This is a genomic window from Thioalkalivibrio sp. XN8 (assembly GCF_011058255.1).
Classification (GTDB): Bacteria; Pseudomonadota; Gammaproteobacteria; order Steroidobacterales; family XN24; genus XN24.
Window position 1 is genome coordinate 1 of record NZ_JAALFH010000002.1, and the last position, 16,344, is coordinate 16,344.

Consider the following 16,344-nt stretch of genomic DNA (forward strand, 5'->3'; position numbering starts at 1 on the left):
CCGCCGGCGCCCGGCCGGGCCGGGCCGCGCGGCACGTCGGCCAGGATCGCCGCCGTCACGGCCTCGCCGTAGACCAGCCCCTCCAACAGGGAGTTGCTGGCCAGCCGGTTGGCGCCGTGCAGGCCGGTCCAGGCCGTCTCGCCGATGGCGTACAGGCCCGCCACGTCCGTCTGCCCGGCGCCGCCGGTCACCACGCCCCCGCAGGTGTAGTGCGCCGCCGGCGCGACCGGGATGGGCTCGCGGGTGATGTCGATGCCCACGGCCAGGCAGTGCTCCAAGGTGTTCGGGAAGTGGGTCCGGATGAAGCCGGCGCCGGCGTGGCTGATGTCCAGCAGCACGTACTCCAGCTTGTGGGCAGCCATCTCAGTATGGATGGCCCGGGCGACGACGTCGCGGGGCGCGAGTTCGCCGCGCGCGTCATAGCGATGCATGAAGCGCTCGCCGTCGGGCAGCAGGAGCCGGCCCCCTTCGCCGCGCACCGCCTCGGTCACCAGCCAGCCCTCGGCCCCGGGATGACGCAGGGCCGTCGGGTGGAACTGCATCATCTCCAGGTCCGCCACGCGGCAGCCGGCACGCCAGGCCAGGGCGATCCCGTCGCCCACCGGCCGGGAGCGGTTGGTCGAGATGGCGTAGATGCCCGAGGCGCCGCCGGTGGCCAGGACCACGTGGTCGGCATGCAGGGTGCGCAGCAGCCCGCGTTCCAGGTCCAGCACCTGGGCGCCGCGGCAGGCCCGCGCGCCCGGCGCGCCCGGCTCCGGTTCCACCAGCAGGTCGACCGCCGCGTGCTGTTCCAGCAGGGTGATGCCGGGATGGGCGCGCAGGCGCCGCAGCAGCGCCTGCATCACGGCCCGTCCCGTGGTGTCGGCCGCGTGCACCACCCGGCGCCGGCTGTGGCCGCCCTCGCGGGTCAAATCGAGCGCGCCGTCGCGCCGATCGAACGCTGCGCCCTGGTCGAGCAGCCACTCGATCGCGTCCGGGGCGCGTTCCACCACGCCCCGCACGGTCGACTCGCGGCACAGCTCGCCGCCGGCCGCCAGGGTGTCCGCCAGGTGCAGGGCAGGGGCGTCATCCGGGCCGATGGCCGCAGCGATGCCGCCCATGGCCTGGTTGCTGGCCGAATCCTCCAGCGCGGTGCGCGCCAGCACGGTGACGCGGCGGCCGGCGTCGGCCAGCCGCAGCGCCGCCGAGGCGCCGGCAACGCCCGCGCCGATGACGAGAATGTCGCTGCCGTCGCGCTGGTTCATGCGACCTCGAGCATGGCCTCGACGGCCCCGCGGGCGCGCCGCGCGACCTCGGGATCGATGAGGATCTCGTGGGTGCCGGTCTGCAGCGAGTGCAGGATCTTCGGCAGCGTGATGCGCTTCATGTGCGGGCACAGGTTGCAGGGCCGCACGAACTCGACTTCCGGGTGCTCGACCGCGACGTTGTCGCTCATCGAGCATTCGGTGATCATCACCACGCGCTCCGGTCGGTGGTCCCCGACCCAGTCGATCATGCCCTTGGTGGAACCGACGTAATCGGCCTCCGCCAGCACGTCCGGCGGGCACTCGGGGTGGGCGATGACGCGGATGTGGTCGAACTGCCGGCGGTAGTCGCGCAGTTCCTGGCCGGTGAAGCGCTCGTGCACCTCGCAGGCGCCCTCCCAGAGGATCAGCTCCACGTCGGTCTGGTCGGCGACGTAGCGGCCGAGGTACTGGTCCGGCAGGAAGATCACGCGGTCCACGCCCAGCGACTCGACAATGCGCACCGCGTTGCCGGAGGTGCAGCAGATGTCCGACTCCGCCTTCACGTCGGCGCTGGTGTTGACGTAGGTGACCACCGGCACGCCGGGGTACTGCGCCTTCAGCCGGCGCACGTCGGCGCCGGTGATGGACTCCGCCAGCGAGCAGCCGGCCCGCAGGTCCGGGATCAGGACCTTCTTGTCGGGGCAGAGGATCTTCGAGGTCTCCGCCATGAAGTGGACGCCGCACTGAACGATGATGTCGGCGTCGGTCTTGGCGGCTTCGCGCGCCAAGCCGAGGGAGTCGCCGGTGTAGTCGGCCACGCCGTGGAAGATCTCCGGCGTCTGGTAGTTGTGGACCAGCAACACGGCGTTGAGCTCGCGCTTGAGCTCGTTGATGGCGGCCACATAGGGCGCGTGCACGCCCCACTCGGCCTCCGGGATCACGTGCCGGACGCGGTCGTAAATGGCTCGCGTCTGGCGCGCGACCTCGGGCGTGTAACTGAGGTGTGTCGTCATCTACTTATACTCAAAATGAGCAATACTGCTGTCCAAAAAAAGGCCGAATCACAGGCCGGGGCTTATGCTACGCGGGAGCATAAGCAATGTCCAGTGCCAGGCCATGTCCTGGGGACTGTCCCGGGGACAGTCCCCATCAGCGGCCGCGGTAGCTGAGCGCGCCCACCCCGGGTGCTCGCCGCTCCCGCAGGACCTCGCGGCGGAAGCGGTACAGCTCGGCCGGCCGGCCGCCGGTGTGCGTATCGATCCGGCCGGTCTTCTCGACCAGCCCGCCGCGCTCCACCAGGCGGCGGAAGTTCTGCGTGTGCAGGGGCAGTCCGGCCAGCGCCTCGACCACGCGCTGCAGCTGGGCGAGGGTGAACTGCTCCTCGACCAGTTCGAAGACCAGCGGTCGGTAACGCAGCTTGCCGCGCAGGCGGGCCAGCCCCGTGGCCAGGATGCGGCGGTGGTCGTGGGCCATCGGCTTGCCGAACAGGGGCGCCTCGGCCGACGGCCGGGCGCCGCGGTCGAACCAGGACTCGGCCGTAAGGCCCGCCTCGTACAGCAGTTCGTAGCGCTCCAGTACCCGGTAGCCGTCCCAGCCGGCGCCGCCGAGGCCGAAGCAGATCTCGGTCCGCTCGGTGCGCCGCTCGCGTTCCTTCCTGGCGCGGCCCTGGCGCGCCCAGGCCGCCAGCGCCTCGCCGATGGGATCGAGGATCGCCGGCCGGTCGTGGCGCCAGTCTTCCCAGGGCAGGAAGCCGTAGCAGCCCATCCAGCGGCCGCCGGCCGCTTCGGCCGGCAGGTCCTGGGTGAGGGCGAGGTAGGCGACCGAAAGCATGCGCGGGCCGCCGGCCCGTTCGCGGGGGTCGCGGCCCTGGTCGCCGAAGGTGTAGAGCTGTTCGACGTAGCCGAGCTCGCGGCCGGTCTGGCGCCGGACCCAGTCGCGCAGCCCGAGCTCCAGGGTGCGGTCCTGTTCCGGGTCGAACGCCCCGGAGGGCAGCATCGGCAGGTCTGACTCGTCGCTCACCGTCAGCACCCGAGGCGCGTCCTCCCGCACCGAGATGATGACGGCGTTCAGCCCGACCGTGAGGTCGCCGCTCATGACTGCTCGAGCGCCGCGCCGCACATGCGGCAGTGGTGGGCGTCCGCCTCGTGACCCTTCAGGCCGCACTCGGCGCAGGTGCGCCGGCCGCGCCGCCGGTTGCTGGCCTGGTAGAACTCGCTGAAGAAGATGCCCATCGGCACGGCGATGATTCCGTAACCGGTGATCATGATCACCGAGGCGATGAACTTGCCCAGCGGAGTGACCGGGGTGATATCGCCGTAGCCGACCGTGGTGAGGGTCACGATCGCCCAGTACATGCTCATCGGGATGCTGGTGAAGCCGGCCTCGGGACCTTCCACGTAGTGCATCAGGGTGGCGAACACCACCACCAGGGTGATGACGACATAGACGAATACCAGCGTCTTGCGCCAGCCCGCTTTCAGCACCTCGAGCAGGATGTTGGCCTCGCCGATGTAGCGGTTCATGTGCATCACGCGGAACAGGCGCAGGATCCGCAGCACGCGGATCACCAGCATCGGCCCGGTGCCGGTCAGGATCAGCCCGAGGTAGGTCGGGATGACCGACAGCAGATCGACCACGCCGTAGAAGCTGCTGGCGTAGCCCCAGCGATTGCGCACGCAGTACAGCCGCAGGAAATACTCCACGGTGAAGATGATGGTGAAGACCCATTCGATGGCGTAGAGAATGCGGCCATGGCGCAGGTTGAACTGGTAGACCGTGCTCAGCAGAACCACCGTCACGCTCACCAGGATGGCGGCGATCAGCAGGACGTCGAACAGCATCCCGGCCGGGGTGTCGGAGCGGAAAATGACGCGGAACAGCGTCTCTTTGCCCGGGCCGCTGCCGGCCTCGTGGCGGGCCCTGGTCACCGGGCCGCTCCGGCCGTGGACTGGGCCACCGTTTCTTGCCGCACGCCGAGAATGACGTCCCGGGCCCGGAGGTCGTCGAGGATGGCGGCGCCCGCGGCCACGACCGTGTCGGGCGACGGGTGGCCGAGTTCGGCGGCGATCTGCAGCAGGCAGTCCCGTCCGCTGGACGCGCCCACGGCCCGGTCGAGCAGCTCCAGCAGCCGCGCCGTCACCGGGTTGATCTCGAGAAAGCCGATCTCGTCGGCCCGGTCGCGGTAGACGACCAGCCGCGTGGGCTCGGCCGGCGGCTCGGTCGGCTGGAAGTCGGGTGCGATGCGGTGCACCGGCCAAGTGTAGGCCAGCGACCACGCCAGCGGCGAGAGCACGGGATGCCCGGCGAGCAGGTTGCCGTCGCGCTCGATGCCGGTGTCGTCGAGGTCCCGCTCGTCGATCGACAGGGCCAGCTCGACCCACTCGTAGTGCGCCAGCTCGGCCAGGAAAGGCGGGTCTTCCGGCGCGTCCCGCGCGTCCTCGAGGTAGCGCAGGAACTCGCGCGGCAGCTCGAGGAACAGGGGCGTCTGCGCCCGGTGGCGCACCAGCCAGTCGCGCACCATCCGGCTCCAGGCGTCCTCGCCGAGGACGCGCCGGATGACGGGAAAGCTGCGGCCCAGCAGGTCACGCAGGTTGTTGTAGAACAGCTCACGGTAGATGTTGAGCCGGCGGTCCTCGATCCCGGCCGGGGCCGGCGACCGCTCCGGGTCGCGGATATGGGCGGCGAACTCGAGCTGGGTCCGGCGCAGGCGCTCGTGCTCACTCATCGCGGTCCGGCTCGTGCTTGCGCTGCAGGCTGCGGATCACCTCGAGCTCCCGGCGCAGCTCCGCCAGCGGCGGGATGTTGAAGTCCCGCTCCAGCAGCGTCGGGACTGGACCGAAGCGGGCATAGGCCTGGTCCAGCAGCTGCCACACCGGGTCCGCTACCGGCGCGCCGTGCGTGTCGACGCGCAGGTCCTCGGCTTCGACGTAATGGCCCGCCACGTGCATGTACACCACGCGCTCGGCGGGCAGGGACTCGAGGAACTGCCGCGGGTCGTAGCCGTGGTTCACGGCGTTGACGTAGATGTTGTTGATGTCCAGCAGCAGGCCGCAGTCCGCTTCCTCCAGGACCGCGCTGAGAAACTCGATTTCCCGCATCTCCTGGCCCGGCGCCGCGTAGTAGGAAACGTTCTCCACCGCGATCGGCCGCGCGAGGATCTCGCTGGCGCGACGGATCCGCCCGGCCACGTGCCGCACGGCCTCGGCGGTAAAGGGAATCGGCATCAGGTCGTAGAGGTGGCCGTCGTCGCCGGTGTAGGAGAGATGCTCGGTGTAGTAGCGGATGCCGTGCAGGTCGAGGAACTCGCGGACCCGGCCGAGAAAGGCCTCGTCCAGCGGCGCCGGCCCGCCCAGCGACAGCGACAGCCCGTGCACGACGAAGGGAAAGCGATCGGTGAACCAGCAGAACTTGCGTCCCAGCGCACCGCCGACACCGATCCAGTTCTCGGGCGCCACCTCCATGAAGTCCACGTCCCAGGGCGGCTCCGCCATCAGCTCGTCCATCATGCTCCGCCTGAGGCCGAGGCCGACGCCGCTGACGGGGTAGGTGTTCTGGCTGTTGCTGTGGTCGTGCTGTGCCATGACTCAGGCGCGGGTATCCCTTTCCAGTGCTCTTAGCGTCTCCAGGTAAGAGACGTCGTCCGGCGCCCGCTGATTGCGCTGCGCCTGCCACAAGGCCTCGGCCAGGCACTCGGCGATGCGATGCTCCGCCTCATGCCGGCCCAGCCGCGCGACCAGCGCGCCGTAGATGGCGGCGATCCCTGCCGGCCGGTCGGTGCCGGCCTGCTCGCGGACCGCCAGATGCAAGCCCATGTGGAGGAAGGGATTGCTCTCGCCGCCCTCGGGCGTCCAGTCGCGCGCCAGCGCCTCCGGGTCGTCCTCGAGCAATCGATGGTACTCGGGATGCTGCTCGATGACATCCGCGACCTGGACTTCCAGCGGCTCCGCCGGGAGGCGCTCCCGGCGCTTGCGCCACGCCTCGACGTAAAAGGCGCGCAGTTCTTCGCGGTTATTCGGCAGCAGCACGGCCCGCATCCTTGCGGCGCGTCGTACGCCGCAGCGGCGGCGAGGACGGCTCGCCGGGGGTCTTGTGACGGTAGTCGCACAGGTCGCGGATGATGCAGTGCGGGCAGTCGGGCTTGCGCGCCTTGCAGACATAGCGGCCGTGCAGGATCAGCCAGTGGTGGGCGTCGCGCTTGAACTCCGCCGGGGTGACCTTTTCGAGCCGCTCCTCGACCGCGCGCACGGTCTTGCCGGGCGCCAGGCCGGTGCGGTTCGCGACCCGGAAAATATGGGTATCCACGGCGATGGTGGGCTCGCCGAACGCGGTGTTCAGCACCACGTTGGCGGTCTTGCGGCCCACCCCGGGCAGGGCCTCGAGGGCCGCGCGGTCGCGCGGGACCTCGCCGCCGTGCTGCGCCAGGAGCATCCGGCACAGGGCAATCACGTTCTTCGCCTTGGCGTTGAACAGCCCGATGGTGCTGATGTAGCGCTTCAGCCCCTCTTCGCCGAGCTCCAGTAGGGCCGCGGGCGTGCGCGCCGCCGGGAACAGCCGCGCGGTCGCCTTGTTGACGCCCTTGTCGGTGGCCTGCGCGGATAGCACCACGGCCACCAGCAGCTCGAAAGGCGTCTCGTAGTTCAGCTCCGTGGTGGGATGCGGATTCGCGTCCCGCAGCCGGCGATAGAGCTCGTGGCGCTTGGCGTTGTTCATCGCCGGCCGCGGTTCAGGCCGCCTCGCCGGGGGCGGCGGCCGGCAGCGGCGGCGCGGCGGGCTGGCGGCGCTGCAGCCCGGCGTCGACGAGGTTCTTGGCGGCGACCAGCAGGCCGAGCCCGATAAACGCGCCCGGCGGCAGCAGCGCCAGCAGGAAACCGCCGTCGAACGCCTGCAGCTCGACGGCGCGGGCCGCCTCGCCGAACATCATGTGCGCGCCGGCGAACAGGGTGCCCTGGCCGATCAGCTCGCGCGCGGCGCCGAGCGTCACCAGGACCGCAGTGAAGCCCAGCCCCATGGCGATGCCGTCGAGCGCGGCCAGGCCCGGGCGCTCGCGGGAAGCGAAGGCCTCGGCGCGGCCGATGATCGCGCAGTTGGTGACGATCAGCGGGATGAAGATGCCCAGCACGCGATACAGCTCGTGGAACCACGCGTTCATCGCCAGTTCCACCGCCGTCACGAAGGAGGCGATCACCAGCACGAAGACGGGAATGCGGATCTCGGGCCGGACCACGTCGCGGATGAGCGAGACGGTCACGTTGGAGAGCAGCAGCACCAGGGTGGTGGCGATGCCGAGGCCCAGGCCGTTGACGAAACTCGTGCTGACGGCCAGCAGGGGACACAGGCCCAGCAGCTGGACCAGGCCCGGGTTGTTGCTCCAGAGGCCGGTGCGCATGACCTCGGCGGCGCGTCCGCTCATTCCTCCTCCTCGTCCCCGGCCGCTGGCGACGGCAACCCGGCGGCGCCGGCCGGCGCGGCGAACAGGGCGTCACGGTTGCGGTCGAAGTATATCAGCGCGTCGCGCACGGCCGAGACCACGGCCCGCGGCGTGATGGTCGCGCCGGTGAACTGGTCGAAGACGCCGCCGTCGCGCTGCACCGCCCAGCGCCCGGGCCGCGGGTCCTGCAGGGAACGTCCCTTGAAGCCGCGGATCCAGTCATTGCGTTCCACCTCGATCTTGTCGCCGAGTCCCGGCGTTTCCCGGTGCGAAACCACGCGCACTCCCCCCAGGGTGCCGTCGGCGCGGATGCCCACCAGCAGGCGGATCGGGCCGCTATAGCCGGCCGGCGCGGTCGGCGTCAGCACTGCGGCGACCGGCTTGCCGTCGCGGCGGGCGCGATACACGGTCACCGGCTCCGGCGTGCCGAGCAGCTCCGGGTCGGTCACGGTGATGGCGTCCTCGTGTACGGCGTTGTCGTAGCCGTCCGCCGGCAGCACGTCGGCGAGGCTGCGCAGCAGGAAGTCCTGCTCGTTCGCCGCGATCCGCTCCGCGGTCGACTCCCAGGTGAGCGCGACCAGCACCGCGCCCAGCACGGCGAAGCCCGCCAGCAGGCCGGCGGCCCGCCGCATGCTGCGCAACACTTCAGCCCGCGTGGCCATAGGTGCGCGGGCGGGTGAAGTGATCGATGGCCGGGACGGCCATGTTCAGCAGCAGCACCGCGAAGGCGACGCCGTCCGGGTAGCCGCCCCAGCTGCGAATGATGAAAATCAGCGCGCCGATGCCGAAGCCGTAGACCAGCCGCCCGGCCGGGCTGGTGGCGGCGGAGACCGGGTCGGTGGCGATGAAGAAAGCGCAGAGCAGGGCGGCGCCGCTGAACAGGTGGAAGGTCGGCGGCGGGAAGGTGGCCGGCGCCAGCAGCCAGGCCAGTGTTGCCGGCAGGCACAGGCCGGCGATCACCGCCAGCGGGATCTGCCAGCGAATGACCCGGCGCCACAGCAGGTAGAGCCCCCCGACGCCGGTCCACAGCGCGATCCACTCCCAGCCGCGGCCGCCGACCAGGCCGTACAACGGCCCGGCGCGGACCTGTTCCACCGTGGCGGCCAGCGACAGCCGGGTGCGCAGGTCGTCCAGCGGCGTGGCGCCGCTCAGCGCGTCCCAGGACACGCCGGCCGGCAGCGCCCCGGTCAGGGTGAAGCGGAGTGTCTCCCAGGCGCCCAGCGCGACCGGCGTGATTTCGCCCAGCCCCGCCTGCGGCCAGGGCCAGCGCGTGAGCTGCTCCGGAAAAGAGATCAGCAGCACCACGTAGCCTGCCATGGCGGGATTGAAAGGGTTGTACCCGAGCCCGCCGTAGAGCTGCTTGGCGAACAGGATGGCGAAGGCTGCGCCCGTGGCGGTGATCCACCATGGCGTCAGCGGCGGCAGGCAGAATGCCAGCAGCACCGCCGTCACCACGGCGCTGAGATCGGCCAGGTGGGGGTGCAGCGCGCGATCCCGCAGGCGCAGCGCGCCGGCTTCACAGGCCACGGCCACCAGGGTGGCGACGGCCATGTTGTAGAGAATCCCCGGCCCGAAGAACCATACCCAGGCGATAGTCGCCGGCACCAGCGCGAGCAGCACCTCCCCCATCACCCGCGTGACGCTGCGGGCCGGGCGCAGGTGGGGCGGGCGGGTCAGCTCGAACCTCATTCGTCCTTCCCCGGCGGGCCGCTCGCCCCGGCGTCCCGCCGGGCCTGCACCCGCTCGAGCGCGGCATCGATCATGGCCTTGCGGGCCTGCTCGTCGCCACGGGCCTCGTCGGCGGCCCTGGCCTTTTCCTCCAGCCGTTGCTTGCGCGCCGCCTGCTCCGCCTCGAGCCGGTCGCGCCGCGCCTCGAAACGCTCGCGGGCGAGGTCGGATCGCACGCGGTCGTGCTGGCGCGCCCACAGCTCGGTCTTGGCGTAGCGAAAGTACTGGGTCAGCGGGATCTGGCTGGGGCAGGCGAGATCGCAGCAGCCGCACTCGATGCAGTCGAACAGGTGGTAGTCGTCGAGCGGCTCGAGGTCGTCGCTGCGCGCATGCCAGTAGAGCTGCTGCGGCAGCAGCTGGGCCGGGCACACCTCGGCGCATTCGCCGCAACGGATGCAGGGCATGACGGGCGCCCGGGGCCGGATTTCCTCCCGGGAAGCGACCACGATGCAGTTGGTGCCCTTGATCACCGGCAGGCTGTCGTCGGCCAGGGGGAAGCCCATCATGGCGCCGCCCATCAACAGGTGCGCGGCCTCGCCCGTGTAGCCGCCACAGGCCTGGACCAGCGCGCTGATCGGCGTGCCCAGGCGCACGTCGACATTGCGCGGGCCGGCCACGCCGTCGCCGGTCACCGTCACGATGCGCGAGATCAGCGGCTCGCCCTGCAGCACCGCCCGGGCCACGGCCGCGGCCGTGCCGACGTTGTGGCACAGGTAGCCGATGTCCGGCGGCAGGCCGCGGGCGGGGACCTCTTCGCCGGTGAGTACCTTGATGAGCTGGCGCTCGCCGCCCTCGGGGTAGACGGCGGGGACCGAGACCACCTCGAGGCGCGGATCGGCGGCCCGGGCGATGGCCAGTTCGAGGGCCTCGAGCGCCAGCGGCTTGTCGTTTTCGATGGCGATCACGCAGCGGGGAATGGCCAGCGCCTGCAGCAGGATCTGGGCACCGGCCAGCACCTCGGCGGCGCGCTCGCGCAGCAGCAGTTCGTCGCAGCAGATGTAGGGCTCGCATTCGGCGCCGTTGAGGATCAGCAGCTTCAGTCCCGATCCGGCGCCCAGCTTGACCGCGGTCGGGAAGGCGGCGCCGCCGAGGCCGACCACGCCCGCCGCCCGCACCCGCGCGCGCAGCTCGGGGCCGGTCAGCGCGGCGTAGTCGGACAGGGGCTCATAGCCCGTCCAGCGCTCGTCGAGCCCGTCGGTCTCGATCACGATGCAGGGCGCGGCCAGGCCGCTGGGATGCGGCACCGGGTGATTCGCGATCTCCACCACGGTGCCGGAGCTGGAGGCATGGACCTTGGCCCCGACGTAACCGCTCGGACGGGCGATCGGCTGGCCGCAGAGCACGCGTTCGCCGGGGACCACGATCGGCTCGGCCGGCTGGCCGACGTGCTGCGAGAGCGGTAGCACCAGCTGCGGCGGGACCGGGATCGTGCCGATCTGGTCGCCGGTGGCGCGCGCCGTGCGCGCGTCCAGCTTCAGCCCGCCATGGAAGCGCCAGAGCCCCGGCTGCTTCACCGGCGCTCCGCCGCCAGCGGCTCGGCCGGCCGCGGCCACTTCCAGGTCTTCAGGGTCACCGGCTCTTCGACCATGGCGATGCAGTCCACCGGGCAGGGCGCGACACAGAGCTCGCAACCGGTGCACTCGCTGGCGATCACCGTATGCATCTGCTTGCCGGCGCCGAGGATGGCGTCGACCGGGCAGGCCTGGATGCAGAGCGTGCAGCCGATGCACAGCGGCTCGTCGATGACCGCCACGGTGCGCGGCTTGATCTCGCCGCTCTCCGGGTCCAGCGGCTTCGGGTCGCGCTCGAGCAGGTCGGCCAGGGCGCGGATGGTGGCCTCGCCGCCCGGAGGGCAGCGGTTGATGTCGGCCGTGCCCGCAGCGATCGCCTCGGCGTAGGGGCGGCAGCCGGCGAAACTGCACTGGCCGCACTGGGTCTGGGGCAGCAGGGCGTCGATCCGGTCGACCACCGGGTCGCCCTCGGTGCGGAAGCGCACGGCGGCAAAGCCCAGCGCCAGGCCGAACAGCAGCGCGATACCGGCGATGACGGCGACGGCGGCAATCATGTCAGCCCCGCACCAGGCCGGCGAAACCCATGAAGGCCAGCGACATGAGGCCGGCCGTCACCAGGGCGATGGAGGCGCCGCGGAAGGGCGCCGGCACGTCGGCCGCGGCGATGCGCTCGCGCACGCCGGCGAACAGCACCAGCACCAGGGAGAAGCCGATGGCGGCACCGAAGCCGTAGACGAAGGACTCGAGGAAACCATGGCTCTCCTGCACGTTCAACAGCGCCACGCCGAGGACGGCGCAGTTGGTGGTGATCAGCGGCAGGTAGATCCCGAGCACCTGGTAGAGCAGGGGGCTCGTCTTGTGGACCACCATCTCGGTGAACTGCACCACGCCGGCGATCACCAGGATGAAAGCGATGGTGCGCAGGTATTCGAGGCCGAGCGGGGCGAGCAGGAACTCCTGCACCAGGTAGCTGCAGACCGACGACAGGGTCAGCACGAAGGTGGTCGCCAGGGCCATGCCGGCCGCGGTTTCCAGCTTCCTCGACACGCCCATGAAGGGGCACAGGCCGAGGAACTTCACCAGTACGAAGTTGTTTACCAGCACGGTGGCCACGAGAATGAGAGCCAGCTCTTGCATTGCCTCAGGTTCCGGGACGAGGTCGCCTCAGGTCACCCGCATGCCGGGTTCGGCACCGGCATCGGGCGCCAGCAGGAAGATGCCGCCGTCGCCGGAGGCTGCCAGCACCATCCCTTCGGACAGGCCGAAGCGCATCTGCCGCGGTTTCAGGTTCGCCACCACGACGGTGAGCCTGCCGGGAAGGTCTTCGGCGCGATAGGCCGAGCGGATGCCGGAGAAGACCTGGCGCTGGCTGTCGCCGAGGTCCAGCGTGAGCTTCAGCAGCTTGTCGGCCCCGTCCACGTAGTCGGCCTCGACGATGCGCGCTACCCGCAGGTCCACCTTGAGGAAGTCGTCGATGGCGATCTCGGCCGGGCCTTCCTCTGTGCCGGCCGGCGCCGCGACGCGAGCCGGCGCGGGCTTTTTCTCGAGGCTGTCGCGCGAGGCGTCCAGCAGGGCCTGCACCGCCTTCGGGTCCACCCGCTGCATCAGGGCCTCGAACGGCCCGATGGCGTGGTCGAGCAGCGGCCGGCCGGCGTCGTCCCACTGCAGCGGCGGGCAGCGCAGGAAGGCCTCGGCCGCCGCCGCCAGCCGCGGCAGCACGGGCTTGAGGTAGGTCACCAGGCTGCGGAAACCGTTCAGTCCCTGGGTGCAGGCCGCCTGCACCTCGCGCTCGCGCCCGGCTTCCTTGGCCATCACCCAGGGCTTTTCCCGGTCGATGTACTGGTTCACCCGGTCGGCCAGGGCCATGACCTGGCGCATCGCCTGGTTGTAGCGGCGCTGCTCGAAATGCTCGGCGATCTCCGGGCCGGCCGCTGCCAGCGCAGCCTGCAGCTCCGGCTCGGGCAGCTCCGCCGCCAGGCGGCCGTCGGCCACGCGGTGGATGAAGCCGGCGCAGCGGCTGGCGATGTTGACCAGCTTGCCGACCAGGTCGGAGTTCACCCGCTGGACGAAGTCGTCGAGGTTGAGGTCGATGTCCTCGGGGCCGGGACCGAGCTTGGTGGCGTAGTAGTAGCGCAGGGCCTCGGGATCGAGATGCTCCAGCCAGGTGCTGGCGCGAATGAAGGTGCCGCGGGACTTGGACATCTTTTCGCCGTTCACGGTGAGGAAGCCGTGGGCGAAAACCGCCGACGGCATCCGGAAGCCGGCGCCGTGCAGCACGGCCGGCCAGAAGAGCGAATGGAAGTACACGATGTCCTTGCCGATGAAGTGGTACAGCTCCTTGTCGCCGCCCGGCCGCCACCAGGCATCGAAGTCCAGCTCGGGCTGGCGATCGCAAAGATGGCGGAAACTGGCGATGTAGCCGATCGGGGCGTCCAGCCAGACGTAGAAATACTTGCCGGGGCGCCCCGGGATCTCGAACCCGAAATACGGCGCGTCGCGGCTGATGTCCCAGTCCTGCAGCCCCGCCTCGAACCATTCCTCGAGCTTGTTGCGCATGCTGTCGTGCAGGCGCCCCTCCGCCATCCAGGACTTCAGCAGCGGTTCGAAGTTCCCCAGCTTGAAGAACAGGTGCTCGGATTCCCGCTCCACCGGTCGCGTCCCGGACAGGACCGAGACCGGGTCCACCAGCTCGGATGGCCGGTAGGTGGCGCCGCAGACCTCGCAGCTGTCGCCGTACTGGTCGGCGGCGCCGCAGCGCGGGCAGGTGCCGCGGACGAAGCGGTCCGGCAGGAACATCTGCTCCTGCTCGTCGTAGGACTGGCGGATCGCCCGGGTCTCGATGTGGCCGCCGGCCTCGAGCGCGGCGAAGATCTCCTCCACCAGCGCCCGGTTTTCGTCCGAGTGGGTGCTGTGGTAGTTGTCGAAGCTCACGAGGAAGCCGGCGAAGTCCTCGACCTGGCCGGCGTGGACCTCGCGGATCAGCGCTTCCGGCGTGATCCCGTCCTGGCGGGCCTTGAGCATGATCGGCGTGCCATGGGCGTCGCTGGCGCAGACGTAGATGCAGCGGTGGCCGCGCAGGCGCTGGAAGCGCACCCAGATGTCGGTCTGGATGTACTCGACCATGTGGCCGAGGTGCAGCGGCCCGTTGGCGTAGGGCAGGGCGCTGGTGACAAGGATTTCGCGGCTGTCGCTCATGATCGCTTCCCGCCGAGGTTAAGCGGGAAATTATGCCATATCCGGGGCTCAGGCCCCGGGACGCGGCGGCTCGGAATCCTCGACGCGCTTGCGGAAGCGTTCCTTGTTGATGGCGCGCTCGTACGCTTCGCGGGCGGTGATGAAGCGCCGGTCCATGAGTTCCTGCAGGGCCGCGTCCATGGTGCGCATCCCGACGCCCGCCCCCGACTGCATCGCGGTTTCGAGCTGGTCCAGCTTGCCCTGGCGCAACAGGTTGGCGATGGCCGGCGTGTTGATCAGGATCTCCAGCGCGGGAATCCGGCCGTCACCGGTCTTCAGCCGGCACAACTGCTGGGAGATCACCCCGCGCAGGGAGGTCGAGAGCATGGTCCGGACGTGCGGCTGCTTTTCCGGCGGGAAGGCGTGGACGATCCGGTCCACCGTGGCCGCCGCCCCGTTGGTGTGCAGGGTGCCCATCACCAGGATGCCCATCTCGGCGGCCGTGATGGCGGTGGCCATGGTCTCCAGGTCGCGCAGCTCGCCGACCAGCACCACGTCCGGATCCTCGCGCAGCGCCGAGTGCAGGGCTTCGGCGAAGCTGGGGGTGTGGTTGCCGACTTCGCGCTGGCTGACCAGGCAGCTGATGCGGCTGTGGAGGAACTCGATCGGGTCCTCGATGGTGATGATGTGGCCTTTGCGCGAGCGATTGATCTCGTTGATCATCGCGGCCAGGGTGGTGGACTTGCCCGAGCCCGTCTTGCCGGTCACCAGGATCATCCCCTGGCGGTGCAGGCACAGGCTGCGCACCACGTCGGGCAGCTTGAGCGACTCCAGCGACACGGCCTGCGACGGGATGGCGCGCATCACGGCGCCCATGCCGCCGAGATGCCGGAACACGTTGACGCGGAAGCGGGACACACCCTCGATCATGTAGGCGAAGTCGGCCTGGTCCTCGCGGTCGAAGGTGGCCGCCGCCAGCGGCGTGGCGATCGACTGCAGGTTGGTGGACAGCTCCTGCTCGTCCAGCAGGTCCGGCTCGAGGGTCTGCAGGTCGCCATGCAGGCGGAAGCGCGGCGGATTGCGGGCGATCAGGTGCAGGTCCGAGCCGCCGCGCTCGACGGTCATCCGCAGCAGCCGGTCCACCAGGTCGGTGCGTTGGTGCCGGCCGGTCAGCGTCGGGTCGCTCATTCGGCCAGGTCCAGTTTCGGCAGGACGCCGGTGTCGGTGACAAAGCGCGCGAACTGCTTCTTTTCGGTGGCGAAGCGGTAGGCGTCGTCCGGGTCGATCTCGCGGCGCTGGATCGCCTCCATCAGCGCCTGGTCCATGAGCTGCATCCCGACGTCCTTGCCGGTCTGGAGCTGCGAGGGGATCAGGTGCGTCTGGTCGCTCATGATCAGGCGCGAGATGGCCTTGTTGCGGATCATGATCTCGTGGACCGCCTTGCGGTCGCGCCCGTCGACCGTCTTCACCAGCACCTGGGTGATCACCGCCACCAGGCTCTGCGACAGGAAGCTCTTGGTCTGTTCCCGCACGTCGGCGGGCAGGGCGTCGATCACGCGGTCGATGGTCTTGACTGCGCCGGTGGTGTGCAGCGTGCCCAGCACGAGGTGCCCGGTTTCGGCCGCCGTCATGGCCATGCTGATGGTCGCGGCGTCGCGCATTTCGCCCACCAGGATGACGTCGGGATCCTCGCGCAGCGCCGCCCGCACGCCGTCGGCGAAGCTGCGCAGGTGCGTGCCGAGCTCACGCTGCACCACCTGGGAGCTCTTGCTCTTGTGCACGAACTCGATCGGGTCTTCCAGGCTGATGATATTCATCTTCCGCGTCGAGTTGAGGAAGTCGATCATCGCCGCCAGGGTGGTCGACTTGCCGGTGCCGGTGGCGCCGGTCACCAGGACCATGCCCTGGTGGTAATCGCACAGCTGGCGGATGATCGGCGGCAGCCCCAGCGACTCGAGCGTCGGCACTTCGGCGGGGATGAAGCGGAATACCGCGCCCGGGCCGGTGTCCTTGCGGAAGAGGTTGACGCGGAAGCGGCCCCCTTCGGCGCTGACGTAGGAGAAATCGAGGTCGTGGCCGTGGCGGAACACGTCCTTCTGTTTCGGCGTCAGGATCTCGGTGACGTAGCCTTCCAGCTCGGCGGCCGACAGGTCGCGGAACTTGATGGGCATCAGGTCGCCGCGCAGCCGGAGCATGGGCGGCACGCCCACCGCCAGGTGGATGTCGGAGCAGCCCTGCGCCATGGCGAGCTGCAGGAAGGCGTCGATCCTGGCCAGGG

The 16,344-nt window shown here is 70.2% G+C and carries 17 protein-coding genes; all 17 read right to left on the reverse strand.

Translation table 11 applies throughout. The features are described from left to right. Positions 1-1,244: L-aspartate oxidase (nadB, locus tag G6N75_RS00030; protein WP_165346023.1), on the reverse strand; the 1,244-nt coding region annotated here is incomplete at its 3' end. Next, positions 1,241-2,239, reverse strand: coding sequence for a quinolinate synthase NadA (gene nadA / locus G6N75_RS00035; protein ID WP_165346024.1), 999 nt, complete (start codon positions 2,237-2,239; stop codon positions 1,241-1,243). The genes nadB and nadA, both read right to left, overlap by 4 nt. Positions 2,240-2,375: 136 nt before the next feature. Next, the gene (locus G6N75_RS00040; RefSeq protein ID WP_165346025.1) at positions 2,376-3,320 is read right to left on the reverse strand and encodes a hypothetical protein; all 945 of its coding nucleotides are present in this window, start codon (positions 3,318-3,320) and stop codon (positions 2,376-2,378) included. Then, entirely contained in the window at positions 3,317-4,153 is an 837-nt protein-coding gene (locus G6N75_RS00045; RefSeq protein ID WP_206202814.1) for an ion transporter, read from the reverse strand. The genes G6N75_RS00040 and G6N75_RS00045 overlap by 4 nt, the downstream gene beginning before the upstream one ends. Next, a complete protein-coding gene (locus G6N75_RS00050; RefSeq protein WP_165346026.1) occupies positions 4,150-4,950 on the reverse strand; it encodes a putative DNA-binding domain-containing protein in 801 nt (266 codons plus the stop codon). The genes G6N75_RS00045 and G6N75_RS00050 overlap by 4 nt, the downstream gene beginning before the upstream one ends. Next, entirely contained in the window at positions 4,943-5,806 is an 864-nt protein-coding gene (locus tag G6N75_RS00055) for a DUF692 domain-containing protein (RefSeq protein ID WP_165346027.1), read from the reverse strand. Before G6N75_RS00055 ends, G6N75_RS00050 begins: the two co-directional genes overlap by 8 nt. A gap of 3 nt (positions 5,807-5,809) precedes the next feature. Further along, the gene (locus G6N75_RS00060; RefSeq protein ID WP_346765447.1) at positions 5,810-6,250 is read right to left on the reverse strand and encodes a DUF1841 family protein; all 441 of its coding nucleotides are present in this window, start codon (positions 6,248-6,250) and stop codon (positions 5,810-5,812) included. Next, the gene (gene nth, locus G6N75_RS00065; RefSeq protein ID WP_165346029.1) at positions 6,234-6,935 is read right to left on the reverse strand and encodes an endonuclease III; all 702 of its coding nucleotides are present in this window, start codon (positions 6,933-6,935) and stop codon (positions 6,234-6,236) included. Before nth ends, G6N75_RS00060 begins: the two co-directional genes overlap by 17 nt. A 13-nt stretch (positions 6,936-6,948) precedes the next feature. Continuing rightward, complete coding sequence (locus tag G6N75_RS00070; protein ID WP_165346030.1) at positions 6,949-7,635, reverse strand: electron transport complex subunit E; 687 nt, start codon at positions 7,633-7,635, stop codon at positions 6,949-6,951. After that, positions 7,632-8,285, reverse strand: a complete 654-nt coding sequence (gene rsxG, locus G6N75_RS00075; protein WP_165346031.1) for an electron transport complex subunit RsxG — start codon at positions 8,283-8,285, stop codon at positions 7,632-7,634. Before rsxG ends, G6N75_RS00070 begins: the two co-directional genes overlap by 4 nt. Before the next feature lie 13 nt (positions 8,286-8,298). After that, entirely contained in the window at positions 8,299-9,342 is a 1,044-nt protein-coding gene (locus tag G6N75_RS00080) for an RnfABCDGE type electron transport complex subunit D (RefSeq protein WP_165346032.1), read from the reverse strand. Beyond that, positions 9,339-10,895: an electron transport complex subunit RsxC gene (gene rsxC, locus G6N75_RS00085; protein ID WP_165346033.1), complete on the reverse strand. Its 1,557-nt coding sequence runs from the start codon at positions 10,893-10,895 to the stop codon at positions 9,339-9,341. Before rsxC ends, G6N75_RS00080 begins: the two co-directional genes overlap by 4 nt. Further along, positions 10,892-11,446: an electron transport complex subunit RsxB gene (gene rsxB / locus G6N75_RS00090; protein ID WP_165346034.1), complete on the reverse strand. Its 555-nt coding sequence runs from the start codon at positions 11,444-11,446 to the stop codon at positions 10,892-10,894. Before rsxB ends, rsxC begins: the two co-directional genes overlap by 4 nt. A 1-nt stretch (position 11,447) precedes the next feature. Next, entirely contained in the window at positions 11,448-12,029 is a 582-nt protein-coding gene (gene rsxA / locus G6N75_RS00095; protein ID WP_165346035.1) for an electron transport complex subunit RsxA, read from the reverse strand. A gap of 27 nt (positions 12,030-12,056) precedes the next feature. Continuing rightward, on the reverse strand, positions 12,057-14,087 hold the full coding sequence (gene metG, locus G6N75_RS00100; RefSeq protein WP_165346036.1) for a methionine--tRNA ligase: 2,031 nt from the start codon (positions 14,085-14,087) through the stop codon (positions 12,057-12,059). Positions 14,088-14,135: 48 nt separating this feature from the next. Further along, positions 14,136-15,254 carry a type IV pilus twitching motility protein PilT gene (locus G6N75_RS00105; protein ID WP_165346037.1) on the reverse strand — a complete coding sequence of 373 codons (1,119 nt, stop codon included), beginning with the start codon at positions 15,252-15,254 and terminating at the stop codon, positions 14,136-14,138. Continuing rightward, the gene (locus G6N75_RS00110; protein WP_165346077.1) at positions 15,251-16,342 is read right to left on the reverse strand and encodes a PilT/PilU family type 4a pilus ATPase; all 1,092 of its coding nucleotides are present in this window, start codon (positions 16,340-16,342) and stop codon (positions 15,251-15,253) included. The genes G6N75_RS00105 and G6N75_RS00110 overlap by 4 nt, the downstream gene beginning before the upstream one ends. Positions 16,343-16,344: the final 2 nt, after the last annotated feature.